Annotated in this window: 18 protein-coding genes and 1 pseudogene; 10 read left to right on the top strand and 9 right to left on the bottom strand. The window is 62.0% G+C overall.

Annotated elements, in window-relative coordinates:
* Window positions 1–17: 17 nt before the first annotated feature.
* Window positions 18–344: a helix-turn-helix transcriptional regulator gene (locus AAEO81_RS19005; RefSeq protein WP_341958526.1), complete on the bottom strand. Its 327-nt coding sequence runs from the start codon at window positions 342–344 to the stop codon at window positions 18–20.
* A pseudogene (locus AAEO81_RS19000) lies at window positions 328–573 on the bottom strand (type II toxin-antitoxin system RelE/ParE family toxin). Before AAEO81_RS19000 ends, AAEO81_RS19005 begins: the two are co-directional and overlap by 17 nt.
* 170 nt (window positions 574–743) lie before the next feature.
* Here AAEO81_RS19000 and AAEO81_RS18995 point away from each other — a divergent pair.
* Window positions 744–1,829 carry a sugar diacid recognition domain-containing protein gene (locus AAEO81_RS18995; RefSeq protein WP_341958525.1) on the top strand — a complete coding sequence of 362 codons (1,086 nt, stop codon included), beginning with the start codon at window positions 744–746 and terminating at the stop codon, window positions 1,827–1,829.
* Between the two features lie 157 nt (window positions 1,830–1,986).
* Here AAEO81_RS18995 and AAEO81_RS18990 read toward each other — a convergent pair whose 3' ends face one another.
* Window positions 1,987–3,192 carry a GGDEF domain-containing protein gene (locus tag AAEO81_RS18990; RefSeq protein WP_341958524.1) on the bottom strand — a complete coding sequence of 402 codons (1,206 nt, stop codon included), beginning with the start codon at window positions 3,190–3,192 and terminating at the stop codon, window positions 1,987–1,989.
* Window positions 3,193–3,474: 282 nt separating this feature from the next.
* Here AAEO81_RS18990 and AAEO81_RS18985 point away from each other — a divergent pair, with 282 nt between their 5' ends.
* Window positions 3,475–4,611, top strand: coding sequence for a glycerate kinase (locus AAEO81_RS18985; RefSeq protein ID WP_341958523.1), 1,137 nt, complete (start codon window positions 3,475–3,477; stop codon window positions 4,609–4,611).
* Window positions 4,612–4,627: 16 nt separating this feature from the next.
* On the opposite strand, the gene AAEO81_RS18980 is transcribed toward AAEO81_RS18985, so the two are convergent.
* Window positions 4,628–4,885 carry a DUF2790 domain-containing protein gene (locus AAEO81_RS18980; RefSeq protein WP_166596842.1) on the bottom strand — a complete coding sequence of 86 codons (258 nt, stop codon included), beginning with the start codon at window positions 4,883–4,885 and terminating at the stop codon, window positions 4,628–4,630.
* Between the two features lie 279 nt (window positions 4,886–5,164).
* A complete protein-coding gene (locus AAEO81_RS18975; protein ID WP_341958522.1) occupies window positions 5,165–5,884 on the bottom strand; it encodes a cysteine hydrolase in 720 nt (239 codons plus the stop codon).
* A 133-nt stretch (window positions 5,885–6,017) separates the two neighbouring features.
* Here AAEO81_RS18975 and AAEO81_RS18970 point away from each other — a divergent pair, with 133 nt between their 5' ends.
* Entirely contained in the window at window positions 6,018–6,839 is an 822-nt protein-coding gene (locus AAEO81_RS18970; RefSeq protein WP_341958521.1) for an AraC family transcriptional regulator, read from the top strand.
* Window positions 6,840–6,859: 20 nt separating this feature from the next.
* On the opposite strand, the gene AAEO81_RS18965 is transcribed toward AAEO81_RS18970, so the two are convergent.
* Entirely contained in the window at window positions 6,860–8,389 is a 1,530-nt protein-coding gene (locus AAEO81_RS18965; RefSeq protein WP_341958520.1) for an MFS transporter, read from the bottom strand.
* A 210-nt stretch (window positions 8,390–8,599) separates the two neighbouring features.
* On the opposite strand from AAEO81_RS18965, the gene AAEO81_RS18960 reads away from it, so the two are divergent.
* The gene (locus AAEO81_RS18960) at window positions 8,600–9,475 is read left to right on the top strand and encodes a LysR substrate-binding domain-containing protein (RefSeq protein ID WP_341958519.1); all 876 of its coding nucleotides are present in this window, start codon (window positions 8,600–8,602) and stop codon (window positions 9,473–9,475) included.
* A 7-nt stretch (window positions 9,476–9,482) separates the two neighbouring features.
* Here AAEO81_RS18960 and AAEO81_RS18955 read toward each other — a convergent pair whose 3' ends face one another.
* Window positions 9,483–10,334, bottom strand: coding sequence for an NmrA family NAD(P)-binding protein (locus AAEO81_RS18955; RefSeq protein WP_341958518.1), 852 nt, complete (start codon window positions 10,332–10,334; stop codon window positions 9,483–9,485).
* 115 nt (window positions 10,335–10,449) lie between these two features.
* Here AAEO81_RS18955 and AAEO81_RS18950 point away from each other — a divergent pair, with 115 nt between their 5' ends.
* Window positions 10,450–11,355, top strand: coding sequence for a LysR substrate-binding domain-containing protein (locus AAEO81_RS18950; protein ID WP_341958517.1), 906 nt, complete (start codon window positions 10,450–10,452; stop codon window positions 11,353–11,355).
* 21 nt (window positions 11,356–11,376) lie between these two features.
* Here the strand turns inward: AAEO81_RS18950 and AAEO81_RS18945 are convergent, their stop codons facing one another.
* Window positions 11,377–13,197, bottom strand: a complete 1,821-nt coding sequence (locus AAEO81_RS18945; RefSeq protein WP_166596849.1) for a monovalent cation:proton antiporter-2 (CPA2) family protein — start codon at window positions 13,195–13,197, stop codon at window positions 11,377–11,379.
* A 213-nt stretch (window positions 13,198–13,410) separates the two neighbouring features.
* Here AAEO81_RS18945 and AAEO81_RS18940 point away from each other — a divergent pair, with 213 nt between their 5' ends.
* The 3 genes from AAEO81_RS18940 (at window position 13,411) to AAEO81_RS18930 (ending at window position 14,574) form a co-directional block, all read left to right on the top strand.
* Window positions 13,411–13,599 carry a hypothetical protein gene (locus tag AAEO81_RS18940; RefSeq protein WP_166596850.1) on the top strand — a complete coding sequence of 63 codons (189 nt, stop codon included), beginning with the start codon at window positions 13,411–13,413 and terminating at the stop codon, window positions 13,597–13,599.
* Window positions 13,600–13,768: 169 nt separating this feature from the next.
* Window positions 13,769–14,035, top strand: coding sequence for a PepSY domain-containing protein (locus AAEO81_RS18935; protein WP_166596851.1), 267 nt, complete (start codon window positions 13,769–13,771; stop codon window positions 14,033–14,035).
* A gap of 113 nt (window positions 14,036–14,148) precedes the next feature.
* Window positions 14,149–14,574 carry an N-acetyltransferase gene (locus AAEO81_RS18930; RefSeq protein WP_341958516.1) on the top strand — a complete coding sequence of 142 codons (426 nt, stop codon included), beginning with the start codon at window positions 14,149–14,151 and terminating at the stop codon, window positions 14,572–14,574.
* 4 nt (window positions 14,575–14,578) lie between these two features.
* Here the strand turns inward: AAEO81_RS18930 and AAEO81_RS18925 are convergent, their stop codons facing one another.
* On the bottom strand, window positions 14,579–15,817 hold the full coding sequence (locus AAEO81_RS18925) for an FAD-dependent oxidoreductase (protein ID WP_341958515.1): 1,239 nt from the start codon (window positions 15,815–15,817) through the stop codon (window positions 14,579–14,581).
* Between the two features lie 141 nt (window positions 15,818–15,958).
* On the opposite strand from AAEO81_RS18925, the gene AAEO81_RS18920 reads away from it, so the two are divergent.
* A complete protein-coding gene (locus AAEO81_RS18920) occupies window positions 15,959–16,990 on the top strand; it encodes an Ldh family oxidoreductase (protein ID WP_341958514.1) in 1,032 nt (343 codons plus the stop codon).
* A 120-nt stretch (window positions 16,991–17,110) separates the two neighbouring features.
* Complete coding sequence (locus AAEO81_RS18915) at window positions 17,111–17,338, top strand: hypothetical protein (RefSeq protein ID WP_341958513.1); 228 nt, start codon at window positions 17,111–17,113, stop codon at window positions 17,336–17,338.
* Window positions 17,339–17,381 lie beyond the last annotated feature (43 nt).

Genomic DNA, 17,381 nt, shown 5'->3' with positions numbered 1-17,381 from the left:
GTCTCGCATGGTGGGTGTCAGATATCGAGCTGATCCGGACGAATGCCGAATGCGCGGGCAATTTTTTCACGCGTTACCTTGCGGGGGCGCGCCACGGACTCCTGTTGAGCGAAAGCCGATTGAGAAATGCCCAGGCGGCTGGCGACCTCTTCCTGGGTAAGGTCAAGGTACTCGCGCCATGCCCGAATCGGCGTTGCACCGTCGACCATCAAGCTGACGACTTCGTGAGGGATCAGATCGCTGTCGCCGTGCTGACTCACATATTCATGGTAGGGGATGACCACAAACGCCGGCTTGCCGTCAGGGCCATTGATAATTTGGACGTTACTAGTAGGTGCGCTCATCGCGTTTCCTGACCTCCTGAACACTGACGATCCTGATACCGCTGTCCCAATCGAAAAGAACCCGGTAATCCCCGACCCGCAATCAAAATCCGTAAGCGTGATGAGTCAGAGATTTCACATTGGCCACGTTTGGCATGGCTTCAAGTCGACCAACGGCACCCCTGACGTGCACTTGATGGTGCGGATGGAGTTTCAGAAGCTGTTTCACGGCTTTCCTTGTCCATGCAATGCGTCCTTTATAAGACTTCCATAAGTCTGATGTGGATATTACTTATAGTCGGTGCGTCATGCTAGCGGTCAATCGCACTCCCTCCAAGATTCAGGCAGACTCCCACCACCCACAAAAATAATGCGTGATGTGTATGACCCATCGACTGCCTCGCTCCCCGGAAGTGCCCCATGTTCGCCCTTGATCACGCGCTGGCCCAGGACATCGTTGATCGGGCGATGGCGATTTTGCCTTGCAACGTCAATGTGATGGATTACCTCGGCATCATCATCGGCAGCGGTGAGGCGGAGCGGTTGTACACGCGGCATGAGGGCGCGCAGTTGGTGCTGGCCAATCGTCGGGTGGTGGAAATCGATGCGCACACGGCCAGGCAATTGGACGGGGTGCGGCCGGGGGTGAACCTGCCGTTGATGCTGGACCAGAAGCTGGTGGGGGTGCTGGGCATCACGGGGGAGCCGGATCAGGTGCGGGTCTATGCCGAGCTGGTGAAGATGACGGCGGAAATGCTCATGGAGCACCGTCGTCAGCAGGCCGACCAGCAGTGGCGGCATCAGCGCAGTGAGGATTTGCTGGCTCGGCTCTTGTTGGGGGACAGCACCGGGCATCTGGTGGATGAAGCGGAGCAATTGGGTTTGCAGCCGCAATTGCCGCGTCAGGCGGTGTTGATCGAACTGCCTGACGGTGCGGGCTATGCGGGGCCATTGGCGGCCTGGTTGAACGGACGTTACGCCAACAGTTGGTGTGTGTCGTGCGAGCCGAGCCTGGTGTATTGGTGTCGTGCGGCGGGCAAGGATCGCGATGATGCCTTGCTGCTGGAGCAGTTCGACGAGCAGGGTTGGCCGGTGTCGCGCATGGCCACGGTCGAGCCGTCGTCAGACCTGACCTCTTTACGCCACGCCTGCACGGCCGCCCGCGATCTGCTGGATTACGCCCGTCACGTTCAACCGCAACACCGGCTGTTGAGGTTGGCGAATCATCGGCTGGCGGTGCTGTTCTGGCGCAATCGCCATGACTGGCTGGCCGAGGAAATCGCCGAACCGGTGCTGCGTTTGCAGGGTAACGGCCAACTGCTCGACACCCTCCGCGCCTGGTTCGATTACAGCGGCGAAAGCCAGGCCTGCGCCGATGCTTTGGGAATTCATCGCAACAGCCTGCGCTATCGGCTGGAGAAAATTGCCGAGGTGAGCGGGTGTGACCCGTACCGGACCGATGAGTTGTTGAGGTTGTACCTGGGGATGCAGATGGTCCCGCGCTAAGTCATCAGGCCCTACGCTGCAATCCATGGCATCCCGGGTCCTCTGTAGGAGCGAATTCATTCGCGAGACGGCGTGTCTGGCGCTGGCTATGTGGAGCAGTGCCCATGTCTCGCGAATGAATTCGCTCCCACAGGTTGGGTCCGGTATCCGCCACGCTTCACAAATCCATTGCCTCGACCACCTCAACCCGCCCGCGCACCTGCTTGGCCCTGTACAGCGCCTTGTCCACCGAGCGCAACAGGGCTTCGAAATCTTCCCGGCTGTTCAACGTCGAGGTCTGAGCCAGTCCTGCGCTGAAGCCAATCGGAAACGGCAGCGTCGATTCTCCCGTCGGCGGGTCCAGCGCATCGCGCAAACGCTTCATGAACATCTGCGCCTGTTGCACATCGGTGCCGGGAAACACCAACAAAAACTCCTCGCCGCCCCAACGCACGAACACGTCCTCTTTGCGCATCAATCGGGTCACGGTGCTGGCGAAGGCTTGCAGGGCCGAATCCCCCATTGCATGCCCGTACTGGTCGTTGATGCGCTTGAAGTTGTCCAGATCGATCATCGCCACGGCCAGTGGGTAGCGTTGCGGCCCTTTCTGACGACGCTCCTGATGAAGAATGCTCGCCACCGCGCCGCGTCGGTTCAGGGCGCCGGTCAGGGTGTCGGTGATGCTCAATTGCACGACCTGCTGGCGCAATTGCTCCTGCAACATCAGGGCGAAGCTCAGCGTAAACAGGAACGAGACCATGAAATCCATCGCCAGCGCAGGCAGCGAGAACATGTCCGGTTCATCGAAGGTCAAGGGCGGCGGGGGATCGACGGCCAGCGTAATCGCGGAATGGGCATGAAAGATCAGCAGCGCGACGTGCCCGGCAAGCAATGCCCAGGCCCCACGAAAGCGTGTTCTCAACGGCAAGGTCACGTAGAACTGCACGCCGATGGTCAGCACGCAAAACAGGAAAAACCACGACAGCATGTAATCGTTGCGCAGCAGTACGCTGGCGCCGATGCCGTACAGCAACACCGGCGTGAGCAGCATTCGCAGGTGCCACGCGACACCGTGGGCACGTTCGGCCAGTTGATGCAGCGCCAGGGTGTGGCAACCGATGGCCAGCAACAGCCCTGCAGTGTTGGCGATAAAGGCGGTTTCTGGCGTGAGAATGCCCAGCCAGTCGGGGCCTTGGGGAATGACCCCGGGTTGCATCAGGTCGACCGCGCGATAGGCCGCCAGCACCAGATCCCCGGCAATCCACCAGTGCAGCGGCGCGCGGTGACGGCTGGTGCCGACGTAGGACAGGCACAGCATCAGCGTGGTCATGAGTCCGAACGGGATGATGATCAACAGCAGGGTGACGGGATCGTTCAGAAGCATAGGGCTGCGGCTTTCATCGTGAAAAAACCAAAACGGGCTGATTGGCCATGAGGTGGCGATAACCCGTAAAAAAATAGTGGCTATATAGTGTCATATTCGCCGGTTTGTGTGGCCGAAATGTCTCCGATACAGCAGACGTTATAGAGAGCAACCCGCCAACCGTCGATATCGCCGGGCCTTTTGTTCAGATGAACAACACAGCGCCTGACCGCGTTGTGCGAAGGGCAGGCGGAATTTCTCGACACCCGTGCGAAGATCGCGACCATCGATAAGGAGAACACCATGAACATCGTCATCGCCCCGGATTCCTTCAAGGACAGCCTCAGCGCCCAAGGTGTTGCCCAGGCCATTGCCAGCGGCTTGCGTGAGGTGTGGCCGGACGCGCGGCTGGTCGAATGCCCAATGGCCGATGGCGGCGAAGGCACCATCGAAGCGGTGTTGGCGGCGTGTGGCGGGCAATGGATGACCACCGACGCAACAGGACCGTTGGGCGCATCGACCCAGGCGCAGTGGGGATGGTTGCCTGATACCCGTACCGCGATCATCGAAATGGCGATGGCCAGCGGCTTGCAGATGCTGACCCTGAAACAGCGCGATGCCACGGTCACGACGACGTACGGCACCGGCGAACTGATCGCCGCCGCGTTGGACGCCGGTGCGCAGCGCGTGATTCTGGCCATCGGCGGCAGTGCCACCAACGATGCGGGCACCGGCATGCTGTCGGCGTTGGGTGCGCGCTTTCTCGATGAAGAGGGCAAGCCGCTGCCCCCCGGCGGTCTGGCGCTGAGCCAGGTCGCGCAGATTGATCTGGGTGGCCTGGATGCGCGTCTCAAGGACGTGCAGTTCGAAGTCGCCGCCGACGTCAACAACCCACTCTGCGGACCCAACGGCGCCTCACATATTTTCGGGCCACAGAAAGGCGCTTCGCCGGAGCAGGTGCTGGCATTGGACGCAGCGTTGGGCCACTTCGCCGAAGTCTCGGCCCGCGTGCTGGGCAAGGATGACAGCGAGTACCCTGGCACTGGCGCGGCAGGGGGAATGGGCTTCGCCGCCAAAGCCTACCTGAACGCCTCGTTTCGGCCGGGTGTGGAAGTGGTCGCTGACCTGACCGGTCTGGCCGACGCCCTTCAGGGCGCCGATCTGGTGATCACCGGGGAAGGGCGCTTCGATGCCCAGACCCTGCGCGGCAAGACGCCGTTCGGTGTCGCGAAAATCGCTCAGCGCCATGGCGTGCCGGTGATCGTGCTCGCGGGCACCTTGGGCGAGGGCTACGCGGACCTTTACGAACACGGCATCAGCGCGGCGTTTGCCTTGGCCAGCGGGCCGATGACGCTGGAGCAGGCCTGCGACAACGCCGCGTCCCTGCTGCACGACCGGGCACGAGATCTGGCGCGGATGTGGCGCCTCGCCGCGCAGTGATCGAGCGATCGGTCAATCAGTTGTCGCCCAGGCACGTGTTGCCGCTGGTTTCATAACGCAGGGTGTGGGCCTTGCCCATGTGATCGACGTAGCCCAGGTCCACCGGACGCACGCCGCAGAAATTCAGGTTCGGGGTCTTGGTGACTTCGGCGATGTCGAGCTTGGTGCCGTAGGTGTATTCCTGCACCTGCGGCATGTTCTTCATGTCAGCGTGGGCGGTCAGGGCAACGCTGCTCAACACGGTCAGGGTCAGGGCGATCAGTGTGGTTTTCATGGGAGGCTTCCTCATTTCAGGGTTAATAACTTCTTGAGCCCGTATGACGAAGCCGGGGGAGGGTTATTCCCTAAGTCCAAAAAAAATCCATTCATGAATCGCTTTGTTAAGACCATCAGCCTGTGGAATTCGAGATTGCCGCTGAATTTTCTGCCAGACGCTGATTCAACTGTGGGAGCGAATTCATTCGCGAAGGAGGTACAGCCGACGCAGATATGTCGCCTGTAAACCCATTCGCGAATGAAGTCGCTCCCACGAAGGTCTCGTGCCGCAGTCCGATCACCGGCTCTGCAACTGCTCCAACACCTGCGCCGTGGTCCACAACCCATGCGCAATGAACCGGTAGTTGATCAACGCCGCCTGATACCCGTCACCTTCCGGCACCTGCGGCGCGGCCGTCGCGTCGCGCACCACGACCACTTCGAAGCCTTGCTCCACCAGATCACGCAGGTGCGATTCGACGCACAGGTTCGCCGCCATCCCCGCCAGAATCACCTGCGAGACCCCTTGTTTGCGCAGTTGCAGAGTCAGGTCGTTGGTCTGCGGGCCGTAGATTTTGTGCGGCGAGCAGATGATGGTTTTGCCGTCGAGAATGTACGGTTTGTACTGCGGCATGAAGTCAGCGCCGGAGCCGTCGAAGCCAGTCAGGTCCAGCGGCGAAGTCCGGTCGAACATGCCAACGTCGTGCATCATTTTTTCCAGCGGTCCGCCATGCTCCCAAGTGTGGTCACAGGGGTAGTAATAATGAGGGGAAATGACCACCGCGATCCCGGCCTGTTTGGACGCCGCGAATAACTGCTCCAGGTGGCCGACCACGCCATTCTCGGTGACGCTGTTGCCCACCAACGACCAGGTCACGCCTTTTTCGCTCAAGAAATCGACCTGCGGATCGATCACCACCAGCGCGGCACGCGTGAGGTCCAGGGAAAAATCGACCTTCGGCAACACACCGTTTTCGGGGTCACGGTAGAGGGAATTGACGTTCGAATCAGTGCTCATTGTGAGGCTCCTCGGATTGGAATAACCTCTTGCGGTCGCCGCCGACCGGGGCGTCGCAAGTGAGGGTTATCCTCGTTCTTTACGTCGGAGGGGTTTTGTCCCGACGTCCGCGTTTTTTGCCTGAAGTGACTCAATGGACGCGCTATCCGAGTTTTTCGACCGAATCCACATGAACGGACGGCTGTTCTACGCCGGGACGGTGTTCGATACCCTCGACATCAACAAGCCCGACGGCACGGCGTTCATTCACATCGTCGAACGCGGCGACCTGGCGTTGATTCGCCCCGGTCATCCGCGCATCGAACTGGACGGCCCCACCGTTCTGCTGTGTCCGAGCACCTGCCGTTACAAACTGCAACCGACCACCGAGCAGGGCGCCGATATCCTCTGCGCCACCTTCGAGTTCGGCGTCAGCATGGGCCGCTCGTTTCCGCTGGGCGTCACCGACACGCTGGTGTTTCCGTTCAAGGACATTGAGCCGCTGGTGCCAGTGATCACGGCGCTGTTGGCCGAATTTCGCGTCCAAGGTGCCGGACATCGCAAGGGCCTGAGCGTGCTCTTCGAATACATCTTCATCGTGCTGGTGCGGCGGGCGATGGAGGACGGGATGATTGCGCGGGGCGGGCTGAGCGCGATCCTCGACCCGCATTTGGGCGCTGCGATCAACGCGATTCACCTGAACCCGGAGCAGGACTGGAACCTCAGGCAACTGGCCGAGCTGGCGTGCATGTCCCGCAGCAAATTCTCGGCGCAGTTCCTCAAGGTGGTCGGCGTGTCACCTATCGCCTACCTCACGGCGTGGCGGATGAAGCTGGCGCGGGACCTGATGAAGCAAGGCGTGAAACTCAAGGTGATTGCCGCGTCGGTGGGCTACAGCTCCCAGGCGGCGCTCAGCAAAGCGTTCGTTCAGGAAATGGGCCTGCCGCCTGGGGAATGGCTCAAACGGCAGGACTGACCCCCTTGGATCGAGGAAAGTCAGGCGGGATTGAGTTGCAGGGCCGGGATGGGTTTGCGCATCAGGGTACCCACCAACACCGCGCCCACCAGACCGACGCACCCGGCGACCCACAACACCGAGCCGAACCCCGTCACGAACGCCTGCTGCGCCAAGAGTTGCACCACGGCGCGGGGGCCCGTGTCGACAGCTTGCAACGCGGCGCTCATGTCACCGGCCACTACGCGGGACGCGATGTATTCGGCCTGATCGAGCCATTCCGGCGCGAGATTGCGCAGGCTCAGGTTCAACGCCTTCAACGTGTGGCTGGCGAGCAGCGCGCCGTAGACACCCACTGCCAGCATGATCGCGCTGAAACGCATGGTGGTGCTCATGCCCGACGCCATGCCGGTGCGCTCCCGAGGCACGCAAGCCATGATGTTTTTCTGGGTGTCACCGTTCAGCAGTCCGGCGCCAGCGCCGGTCACCGCCATGGCCAGCGCGAAGGCCGGATAACCCCCTAGCGTGGTGGCCCAGGCGCACAGCAGGTTGCCGGTGCTGACCAGTGTCAGCCCCAACGCCATCATCGCGGCAGGCGACAGGTGCCGAGCCAGTTTTGGCCCCAGCCGAGGGAGCAGCAACATGGTGATCGCAAACGGCAACATGCCCAGCCCCGAGCTGATGGCGCTGAAACCGAGGCCGTTTTGCAGATAGAACGGCAGCAGCGTCATCATCACCTGAGCGCACCCGGCGTAGGCGAACATGCCCAGCAACGCGCCGATGAAGCGCGGGTGTCTGAACAACTGAAAATCCACCATGGGCCGACGCTGCAAGCGCTCCGCGACCACAAACAGGCCCAGTAACAATGCGCCCCCAGTCAGGCGGGCGAAGGTCAACGGGTTGTCCCAACCGATGCGGTTGGCTTCGATCAATCCCCAGATCAGGCTCAACAGGCTGGCACTGAAAAACAGGCTGCCGATGGGGTCCAGACGGGCGGACTGCTCATTACGCGACTCGCCGATGTTGCGCGACACCATCGCCAGCAACAGCAGACCGACCGGCAGGTTGAGGTAAAAAATCCAGCGCCAGCCCACCAGCTCCGCGATCAAACCGCCGACGGTGGGCGCAGCCGTCATCGCCACCCCCATGCACGCGCCCCAGAACGCCCAGGCCTTGGCCCGTTCGACTTCGTCGTGAAACACGTGGCCGATGGTGGCCAGCGCCGAGGTCAACAGCAGCGCGGCCCCCACGCCCTTGATCGCCCGGGCGATGTCGAGAAACACGATGCTCGGCGCGGCGCCACAGCCCACCGAGGCCAGAATGAACAGCACCAGGCCTGTGAGCAGCATTTTCTTGCGTCCGAAGCGGTCCGCCAGACTGCCTGCAGGCAGCAGCAACGCGGCGAACGCCAGCATGTAAGCGCTGACGACCCATTCAATGTCGGCGAACCCCGCGCCCAGGTCCCGGGCGATACTCGGCAGGGTCACGGCCACGATGTTGGTGTCGAGCACGATCAGCGAGCACACGCCGGAAGCGGTGAGCAGCGTCATGCGGGGGCTGGGATGAGGCATGGCAGCTCCAGTGTTAGGTTTTGACTAATGCTCAGTGAGCGACATTCGGGGCACGATCCGTATGTTTCAGACTGAGCGCGCCCCATGTAGCGGTGAGGCCTGCTAGCGGCAGCGCAATACCGGGGGTTCGGTGACATTCAGAATATCGCCGAAAGGCGTATGCTTCGTTACCTGCCTCCCACGAATCAATTACCTGCCAGGTAACGTGCCATGGAAATCCGTCATTTTCGCTACTTCCTCGCCGTTGCCCGGCACCGTCATTTCACCCGTGCCGCCGAGCAACTGGGCATCGCGCCGCCGACGTTGACCCGGCAGATTCAGGATCTCGAAAGCGCCTTGGGCACACGGTTGTTCGTCCGCGAGCAGCGGGAGGTTCGTCTGACCGATGCAGGCCGCGCCTTGCAAATCGAGGCCGAGCTGGCGGTGCGTCAGTTCGAGACCGCGCAATACAACGTGCAGCGGGCCGGACGGGGCGAAGCGGGAAAGATCGAATTGGGGTACGTCGCTTCGGCCGTGTTTTCGGGCGTGTTGCAGCGTCAGGTGGGGGAATTTCGCCAAGGGCATCCCGACGTCGAGTTCGCGATCACCGAATACCTGATGCCGGCGTTGCCGAGGATGATTGAAGAAGGGCGGCTGGACGTGGGCTTCATCCGTTCGCCCATGAACCTGCCGGAGTCGGTCAGCGCTGTGAAGCTTCTGACCGAAGGGTTTGCCCTGGCGCTGCCGAGCGGGTCATGGCTCAGCAAGCTCAAGCTGATCAACGCGATGCACCTGCAAAACGAGGCGTTCATTCTGCCCGAGCAGATTTCCGGGACATTGGAAGTGGCGGCCCAAGGCGGCTTTGCGCCGACCCTGGGGCCTCAACCGGGCGGTCTGGTGTCTGTGATTGCGCTGGTGAGCCTGGGGCAGGGCGTGGCAGTGGTCCCGGAATCGGTGGTCGATCACATCCAGTTGCCGAACGTGCTGTATCGACGCATCGAAGACTGTCAGCCCACCTCATACCTGTCGCTGATCCACCGCCGCTACGAAAAGGCCCCTGCGGTCACGCGCTTCATCGAACACGTGAAAAACTCGCGGGAGGCCTGATCGCCACTTAGCGCGCCAACAGCCCGGCCAGCACGGTTTTCAGCGTCACATGGCCCTTGCGTGGCAGCCCTTCGAAGCGAATCCAGCCTTCGTTGAAGCCGTCGAGCATCTGCATGCGCGGCAGCGGATTGCTCATGCCTTGCGAGGTAAACAGGTCATGCCAGGTGTCGCGTGGCACCGCCTGCATCGACACCGGCTTGCCCAACAGTTCGCTAAAGGTGTCGGCGATCTGGTTCGGCGTGACGTGACTTTCAGCTTCCAGCTCGACGATCCGCTTGCCGAACCACTGCTCCTGCAACAGCTCGGCGGCGACACGCCCGACGTCCGCCGTGGCAATCATCGGCACGGGTTTGTCCAGCGGCTGTAAAAAACTCGGAATCACACCGGTTTCGACCGCTGGCGCCACGTCCCACAGGCAGTTTTCCATGAACCAGCCCGGACGCAGGAAGGTCACCGGGAGTTCGAGTGTGCTCAGGCTTTTCTCCAGCAGTTGCAGCTGATTCAGTAGATTGGGCTGTGTCGCCTGAGCGCCGATGGTGGAAATGCACACCACCTTGCCGGGGGCTGCCGCGGTCAATGCTTCGTGAAGGTTGGCGATGACCTTGCGGGTTTCCGGAAAGCCTTCGGTCGGCGAGAAGTTCGGCGGCAGCAGAATGAATACCGCAGTGCTGTTCTGGAAGGCGGTCGTCAACGCCGACACGTCGTCCACCTCGGCGACCGCGACCTCGCAACCTTGATTCGCCCACACCTGGCCTTTCTCCGCGCTGCGCACCACCGCACGCACCGGTTTGCCCGCTGCCAGAAGATTGCGCGCCACTTCACCGCCCACTTGCCCGGTCACACCCATGATCGTGTACATGAATCCGTTTCCTCATTCGGAGCGACCTGATGTCGCCGTTGCGAGAATTATCGCGCCGGGCGGTTTGATTCTCCGATAGCATGGGTGTCATCGCATCCATGCTGGAGAGTCATCAATGAGTTTCGACGGACGTTTGGTCAGTGGCATGGGCGTGCTGTCGGCGGTGGTCGACAGCGGCAGTTTCGTCAAGGCCGCCGAAGCGCTGGACATGACCCAATCCGGTGTCAGTCGCGCAGTGGCCCGGTTGGAGGCCCGACTCGGGATTCGCCTGTTCGACCGCACCACGCGCTCGGTCAAGCTGACCGACGAGGGCCGTCGCCTTTACGAAGAGATTGCGCCGCTGCTGGCGGGGCTCGAAGAGGCGGCCACCCAAGCGTCCGGGAGCGCCACGGCCGTGCGCGGGCGGTTGCGGGTCAACGTCGATCCGTATTTTTCCCGGCTGATCCTGGCCCCGGCATTGGGCGATTTTATGGCGACCTATCCCGAACTGGAACTGGACCTGGTGACCCGCGAGCAACTGGGCGATCTGATCGCGGACGGCGTCGACCTGGCCGTGCGTTTCGGGGAGCAGCCGTCGTCATCGCTGATCGGTCGTCAGTTGCTCAAGACGCGGGTGTTGACCGTCGCCTCCCCGGCGTATCTGAAAAAGCACGGCACGCCGCACCACCCGACCGATCTGCAGAGCCCCGAACACGTGTGCATCGATTTTCGCGACTCGCACACCGGGCGTCCGTTTCCGTGGGAATTTCATCGAGGTGATGAGCGACTGTTCGTCAACACGCGTGGGCGGTTGATGGTCAACGACGTGGGAACGATGCATCGCATCTGCGAGGAAGGGCAGGCGGTGGCGCAAGTGTTGGCGTTGGGCGTGGAACCGGCGCTGCGGGAGGGGCGGCTGGTGGAGCTGTTTCCGGACTGGCCGGACGAGTATTTCCCGCTGTATGCGTTGTACCCGTCCCGCCATCTGCCACCGGCCAAGGTGCGCGCCTTTCTGGAGTTCGTCGTCGCGCTGAGCCGTTAGCCGACTCAGCGCAGGACGACGTCAGGGTTTGCTGGCGGCCAGTTCGGCTTCTTCATCCATGCGGTCGGACTCGAACAGCTCGGCCAGCTCGGTCCGGGCTTCCAGTGCGCTTTGCATCACCTTCGCCGCGTCGTCGTAGATCAGGTGCTGACGGTTGAGCACCTGTTCGTCGTGGCGCTTGAAGCGATTGATGCGCGCCGCCGCCTGCGCCTCGGTCAAGCCCAGGCCAATCAGGGTGCGCCGAGTCATCTCCAGACTGGAATAGAAGGTTTCCCGAACCGCCTGCGCGTCGAGGTCCAACAGGCGATGCACGTGCTGCCGGTTACGGGCCCGGGCGATGATTTTCAGGTGCGGGTACAGCTTGCGCACCAGTTCGGCGGTCTTGATGTTGGTGTCCGGGTCGTCGGTGGCGATCACGAAGTATTCCGCCTGATCGACCTTGGCCGCGCGGAGGATTTCAGGGCGCAGCGGGTCGCCGTAGAACACCGGGACATTGCCGAAGCTGCGGGTGAATTCGATGGTTTCCACCGAGGTGTCCAGTGCGATGAACGGGATCTTCTGTGCGCGCAGGATACGCGCCACGATCTGCCCCATCCGGCCCATGCCCGCGATCACCACGCGAGGGTTGTCCGAGTCGATGTCCCGGTATTCGTCAGGCACTTCCTTGACCACCGCTTTGGGTTTGAGCCAGCGCGACATCACCAGCAACAGCGGCGGGGTAAGGGCCATGGACAGCGTGATGGTCAGCACCAGCGTGTCGTACAGCGTGGCATCGAACAGGCCTTGATCGCGGCCGATCTTGAACACCACGAAGGCGAACTCCCCGCCCGCCGCCAATACCAGCCCCAAGCGCAAGGCGCTCTGTTTGCCGAGGCCCCCGGCGAACCGGCCAACGAAGAACAGCAGCGGCAGCTTCAGGCCGATCAGCAGAACGGTCAGGGCCAGCACGGTGATTGGCGAACTCAGCAACAGACCCAGGTTGGCCCCCATGCCGACGCTGATGAAGAACAGGCCCAACAACAGACCCTTGAACGGCTCGATTTGCGATTCCAGCTCGTGGCGGTATTCCGAATCCGCCAGCAGCAGACCGGCGAGAAACGCGCCCAGCGCCATCGAGACGCCGACCAGGTCCATCAAATAGGCCGTGCCGATCACCACCAGCAACGCAGTGGCCGTGGACACTTCCTGCAGCTTGGTCTTGGCGACGATGCGGAACACCGGCCGCAGCAAATACCGCCCGCCGACCACGACCACGGCAATGCCGCCCAGCACCTGCAAACCATGACGCAGGGAATCGCCGGACGACGCTTCGTGATCGCCGCCCGCCAGCATCGGCACCAATGCGATCAGCGGGATCGCCGCGATGTCCTGGAACAGCAGAATCGCGAAGGCCAGGCGACCGTGGGGCGCGTTCAGCTCCTTGCGTTCGGCCAGGCTTTGCAGGCCGAAGGCCGTGGACGACAGGGCCAGACCCAAGCCGAGGACCACGGCGCTGTTCAGCGGCTGGCCGAATCCCAGCAGCGCCACGGTGCCAATCACCAGACCCGTGAGCAGCACTTGCGCCAGACCCACGCCGAACACTGATTTGCGCATCACCCATAACCGTTTGGGCGACAGCTCTAGGCCGATGATGAACAGCAGCAGGACCACGCCCAGCTCGGAAATATGCGCCACGCTCTGCGGGTTGCCGATCAGGCCCAGACCCGACGGGCCGATGATCACGCCAGCGATCAGGTAACCGATCACCGCGCCCAGTTGCAGGCGTTTGGCCAGGGGAACCGTCAGAACGGCGGCGAGCAGAAACACGACTGCGGCCTGCAACAGGCTGCCTTCATGGGGCATTGGGGACTCCTTTCAACGACGAAAAATTGCGTACAACAAACGTAAACTGCCGGTATTAAACCACGGCAAAGTGACAGGGTTCAGTCACCGAGACGCTTCGCCGCAGTATCGAACGCGCAGGCCCAGGGTGCTATCACCTTTGTGACGGCGTAAGATGTCGGGCGCGTTTGCGGCAGTGCAAACGATCTAGACCCGTTTTCAGGAACCTCCGTAATGACCAACAAACAGCGTCTGATTTATTCGATCCTCATCGCCTTGAGTGTGCTGGTGATCATGCTCGGCCTGTCGCACCTGCAAACCATCGGCGTGCTCGACGAGAAAAAATTCCAGTACATTGCCATTTTTGTCGCCGTGGTGGTCGTGGTGCTGAACGGCATCCTGCGTCGCAAGGTCAAGCGCTGATTGATGTGGCTCCCTGCAACACCGGCTTCCCGGCGGTCGTCATCCCAGGATGATGTTTGCCGGTCGCCGTGCAGCACCCCGTTACAAAACCTCGCCTGAACCATCCGTCTTTCGATTGACTCCAACCCCCTGCACGTCAATAGCCCGCAAAGGGAAATGGAGTTCAAAAATGATCAAGACACTTACCGCTGCCGTCCTCGCCACCGCCGCTCTGGCCACTGCCCCGTTCGCCCTCGCGGACAAGCCCGGCCCAGGCTGGATCACCATCGAGAAGGCCATCGAAAAGGCGAAGTCGTCCGGTTACACGGAGATCTACAAGATCGAGGCCGATGACAAAGGGTACTGGGAAGGTGAAGGCCGCAAGGCCGATAGCCTGACGTACGAATTCCGCATCGACGGCACCTCCGGCAACATCCTCCGCGATCAGAAAGACTGATCACATCCACCCGGGAGCCCCATTCGGCGGCTCCCTCTGTTTGCCGCCGCTTTACTCATTCCGCCAAATCCCACACCCTTGCGTTCCTTTTCCATGTCAGCAGGAAGCGACGCATGAGCGTGCGAATCGAATTCAAGAGCAACCCCAGCGAAGACGAACGTCTGCAGATTCTCGAACCCCTCAAGGCCTACAACGCGGCGAAAGCGGGAGATGGCCTGTCGGAAAAGTTCGCGTTCTTTGTCAGGGATGAAACCACCGACGCAGTGATCGGCGGGCTTCACGGCCGGGTTCTCTATCGCTGGTGCTTCATCGAACTGCTGGTCGTGCCCGAGCAGGCCCGTGGGCAGCGGATGGGCAGCCAGTTAATGGAAATGGCCGAAGACTTTGCCCGTGAGCGCAACTGCGTGGGCGTCTGGCTGGACACCTTCGACTTTCAGGCCCCCGAGTTCTATCGCAAACACGGCTACGCCTCGTTCGGCCAGCTCGACGATTACCCGCCAGGGCACCAGCGCCTGTTCTTCCAGAAGCGGCTGAGCTGAACCCTTACCGAAAGCGCGCGGGGCTGTAAGGAGCCGGGTCGGTGAACGTCGGCGCGCCGGTCATCATCTCGGCCAATAGGCGTCCGGTGACAGGGCCCAGCGTCAGCCCGTGATGGGCGTGACCGAAGTTGAACCACAGCCCCGTGTGACGAGGGGCCGGGCCAATCACCGGGCGCATGTCCGGCAGACAGGGCCGGCGCCCCAGCCACGGTTCGGCATCCAGCCGTTCACCCAGCGGATAGAGCGTACGGGCGATGGCTTCGCAGCGACGCAACTGGATTTCATTGGGCGGTGCATCGCTGGCGTCGAACTCGACGCCCGTTGTCAGGCGGATTCCTCTCGCCATCGGCGCCAGCACGAAACCCGCCTGAGCATCGATCACCGAATGTTGCAGCTCGGCGCCCCGCAGCGATGCGTAATGCATGTGGTAGCCGCGCTTGATGGCCAGCGGGATGCGGTAACCCAGCGTCGAGAAGACCTCGGCGGATTGCGGCCCCATCGCCACCACCACGTTGCTGGCACTGATTCGGCCCTGGGCACTGTCGACCTCCCAACCAGCGCCCTGTTGCTTCAAGGTCCGCGCATCCCCCTTGAGCACCACGCCGCCGCGCTGGGCAAACAGCGCCGCGTATCCCCGCACCAGTGCACCAGGATCGGTCACGCTCTTCGGATCGTGCCAATGAATGCCGCCGACAACGCCGTTCAGGTCCGGCTCGCGGTCGCGCAGTTGGCTGGCGTCGAGAATCTCGAAGCGAAGTCCGTATTGCTCGTAGGATCGGGCGTCAGCGGATGCCAGATCGAACTCCTTCTGATCGCGGTAAAACTCGATCCAGCCCTTGGCGCGCATCAAGCCGGTCATGCCCGAGGCCTCGGCCAGCAGGTCATGCTCGGTGACGCACCGTTCGATAAGCGGTTGCATGGCCTCGCTGGCACGGGCGAGGTTTTTCGGTGATGACTGCCGCCAGTACTCAAGCAGCCACGGCGACAGGCGAGGCAGAAACGCCGGGTTGAAGCGCATCGACGATTGCCGGTTGAGGCCATAGCGAACCAGGCGCGTCCACTCGCGGGGGAAGGCGTAGGGAATGATGCTGGAGCGTTCGATCAGCCCTGCGTTGCCGTGACTGGTCCCGGTGCCAGGGTCATTGCGATCAAGCAACACGACGCTCTGGCCTGCGGCTTGCAGGTGCAGGGCGGAACACACGCCGACGATGCCGGCGCCGAGAACGAGGGTCTGACACTCCATGGAACGATCCTTGATCAGTTGAAGCGAACGAGGGGCAAGATGCAGGTGCGCAGTTTACCCGGTTGCTCGCCCACAGTACTCTCAGGCGCTGATTTACGTTCTGTTCGGCTTCCACTTCCAATAATCACACCGGAGCTTCAGATGTCCTCACCCCGCGACGCGGTTGACACCCAGACGATTTCCTACAGCGACCTGACCGAACTCCTGCGCCAGATATTTCTGCGCCATGGCACCTCGGCAGACGTAGCGCGCGTGCTGGCGGAAAACTGCGCCAGCGCCGAGCGCGACGGGTCGCACAGTCACGGCATCTTCCGCATCAAAGGCTACCTGTCATCCCTCGCAGCCGGTTGGGTCGATGGTCAGGCAGTGCCGAACGTCGAGGATGTTGGCGCGGGATTCGTTCGGGTGGATGCCGGTGGCGGTTTCGCACAGCCCGCCATGCAAGCCGCCAAGGCGCTGCTGATCGAAAAGGCGCGCACGGCCGGGATCGCGATTCTGGCGATTCGCAACTCCCACCATTTTGCGGCGCTCTGGCCCGACGTCGAGCCTTTCGCCCAAGAAGGGCTGGTGGCGTTGAGCGTGGTCAACAGCATGACCTGCGTGGTGCCCCATGATGCGCAAAAGCCGCTCTTCGGCACCAACCCGATCGCCTTCGCGGCGCCGCGTGCCGGGGGGCAGCCGATTGTGTTCGACATGGCCACCAGCGCCATTGCCCACGGTGACGTGCAGATCGCCGCAAGGGAAGGGCGCCTGTTGTCACCGGGCATGGGCGTTGATCGCGCCGGTGAACCGACCGTAGACCCGAAGGCGATTCTCGACGGCGGCGCGCTGCTAACATTTGGGGGTTACAAGGGTTCGGCGCTGTCCATGATGGTGGAACTGCTGTCAGCAGCGCTCACGGGGGGCAATTTTTCCTTCGAGTTCGACATGTCCACCAAGCCGGGCGCCCAGACGCCGTGGACCGGACAGACGATTATCGTCATCGACCCTGACAAGGGCAGTGGTCAGGCCTTCGCGCAACGCAGCGAAGAGCTGGTGCGGCAGATGCACGGGGTGGGGCAGCGGCGCATGCCGGGGGATCGCCGTTATCAACAACGGGAAATATCGCTCGCGGAAGGCATCGTTCTCGCGGCCGAAGATCTCCAGCGTCTCAAGGGCCTCGCTGAGGTCTGACGGTTTCGCCTCAACGCGCGGTTCGTTTCAAAGACGACCGCTCGTCGAATCAAGGCTTGCGTTTGGTTGCCCGAGAAAATACTGTATATCCACACAGTGTTTAGTGAAGAGGGATCGACCATGCAAATGAATCAAGCCGAAACCACCCTGGCTTTCCCGGCCCAGGCCCAACCCTCTCAGGTGCGCGAAGCGTCGTTCAGCAGCGTTTGGGGCAACGAGATGCAGCGTGAGGATTTTCTGGCGCTGGCGGCAGGGGTACGCCAGTTCAGCATTGGCCTGGAGCAGATGGGCTTTGCGACAGGCCCGTTGTCCTACTCAGGTGAACAGGCGCATTGTACCGTGGAGTGAGCATTCGCCTCGAGCGCTGCGTGACGCAGAACGAAGGACGGCT

The sequence above is a fragment of the Pseudomonas sp. RC10 genome, assembly GCF_038397775.1.
GTDB classification, from domain to species: Bacteria; Pseudomonadota; Gammaproteobacteria; order Pseudomonadales; family Pseudomonadaceae; genus Aquipseudomonas; species Aquipseudomonas bambusae.
Note: the sequence above shows the minus strand (reverse complement) of the source record. Positions and strands in the feature narration are given on the sequence as shown.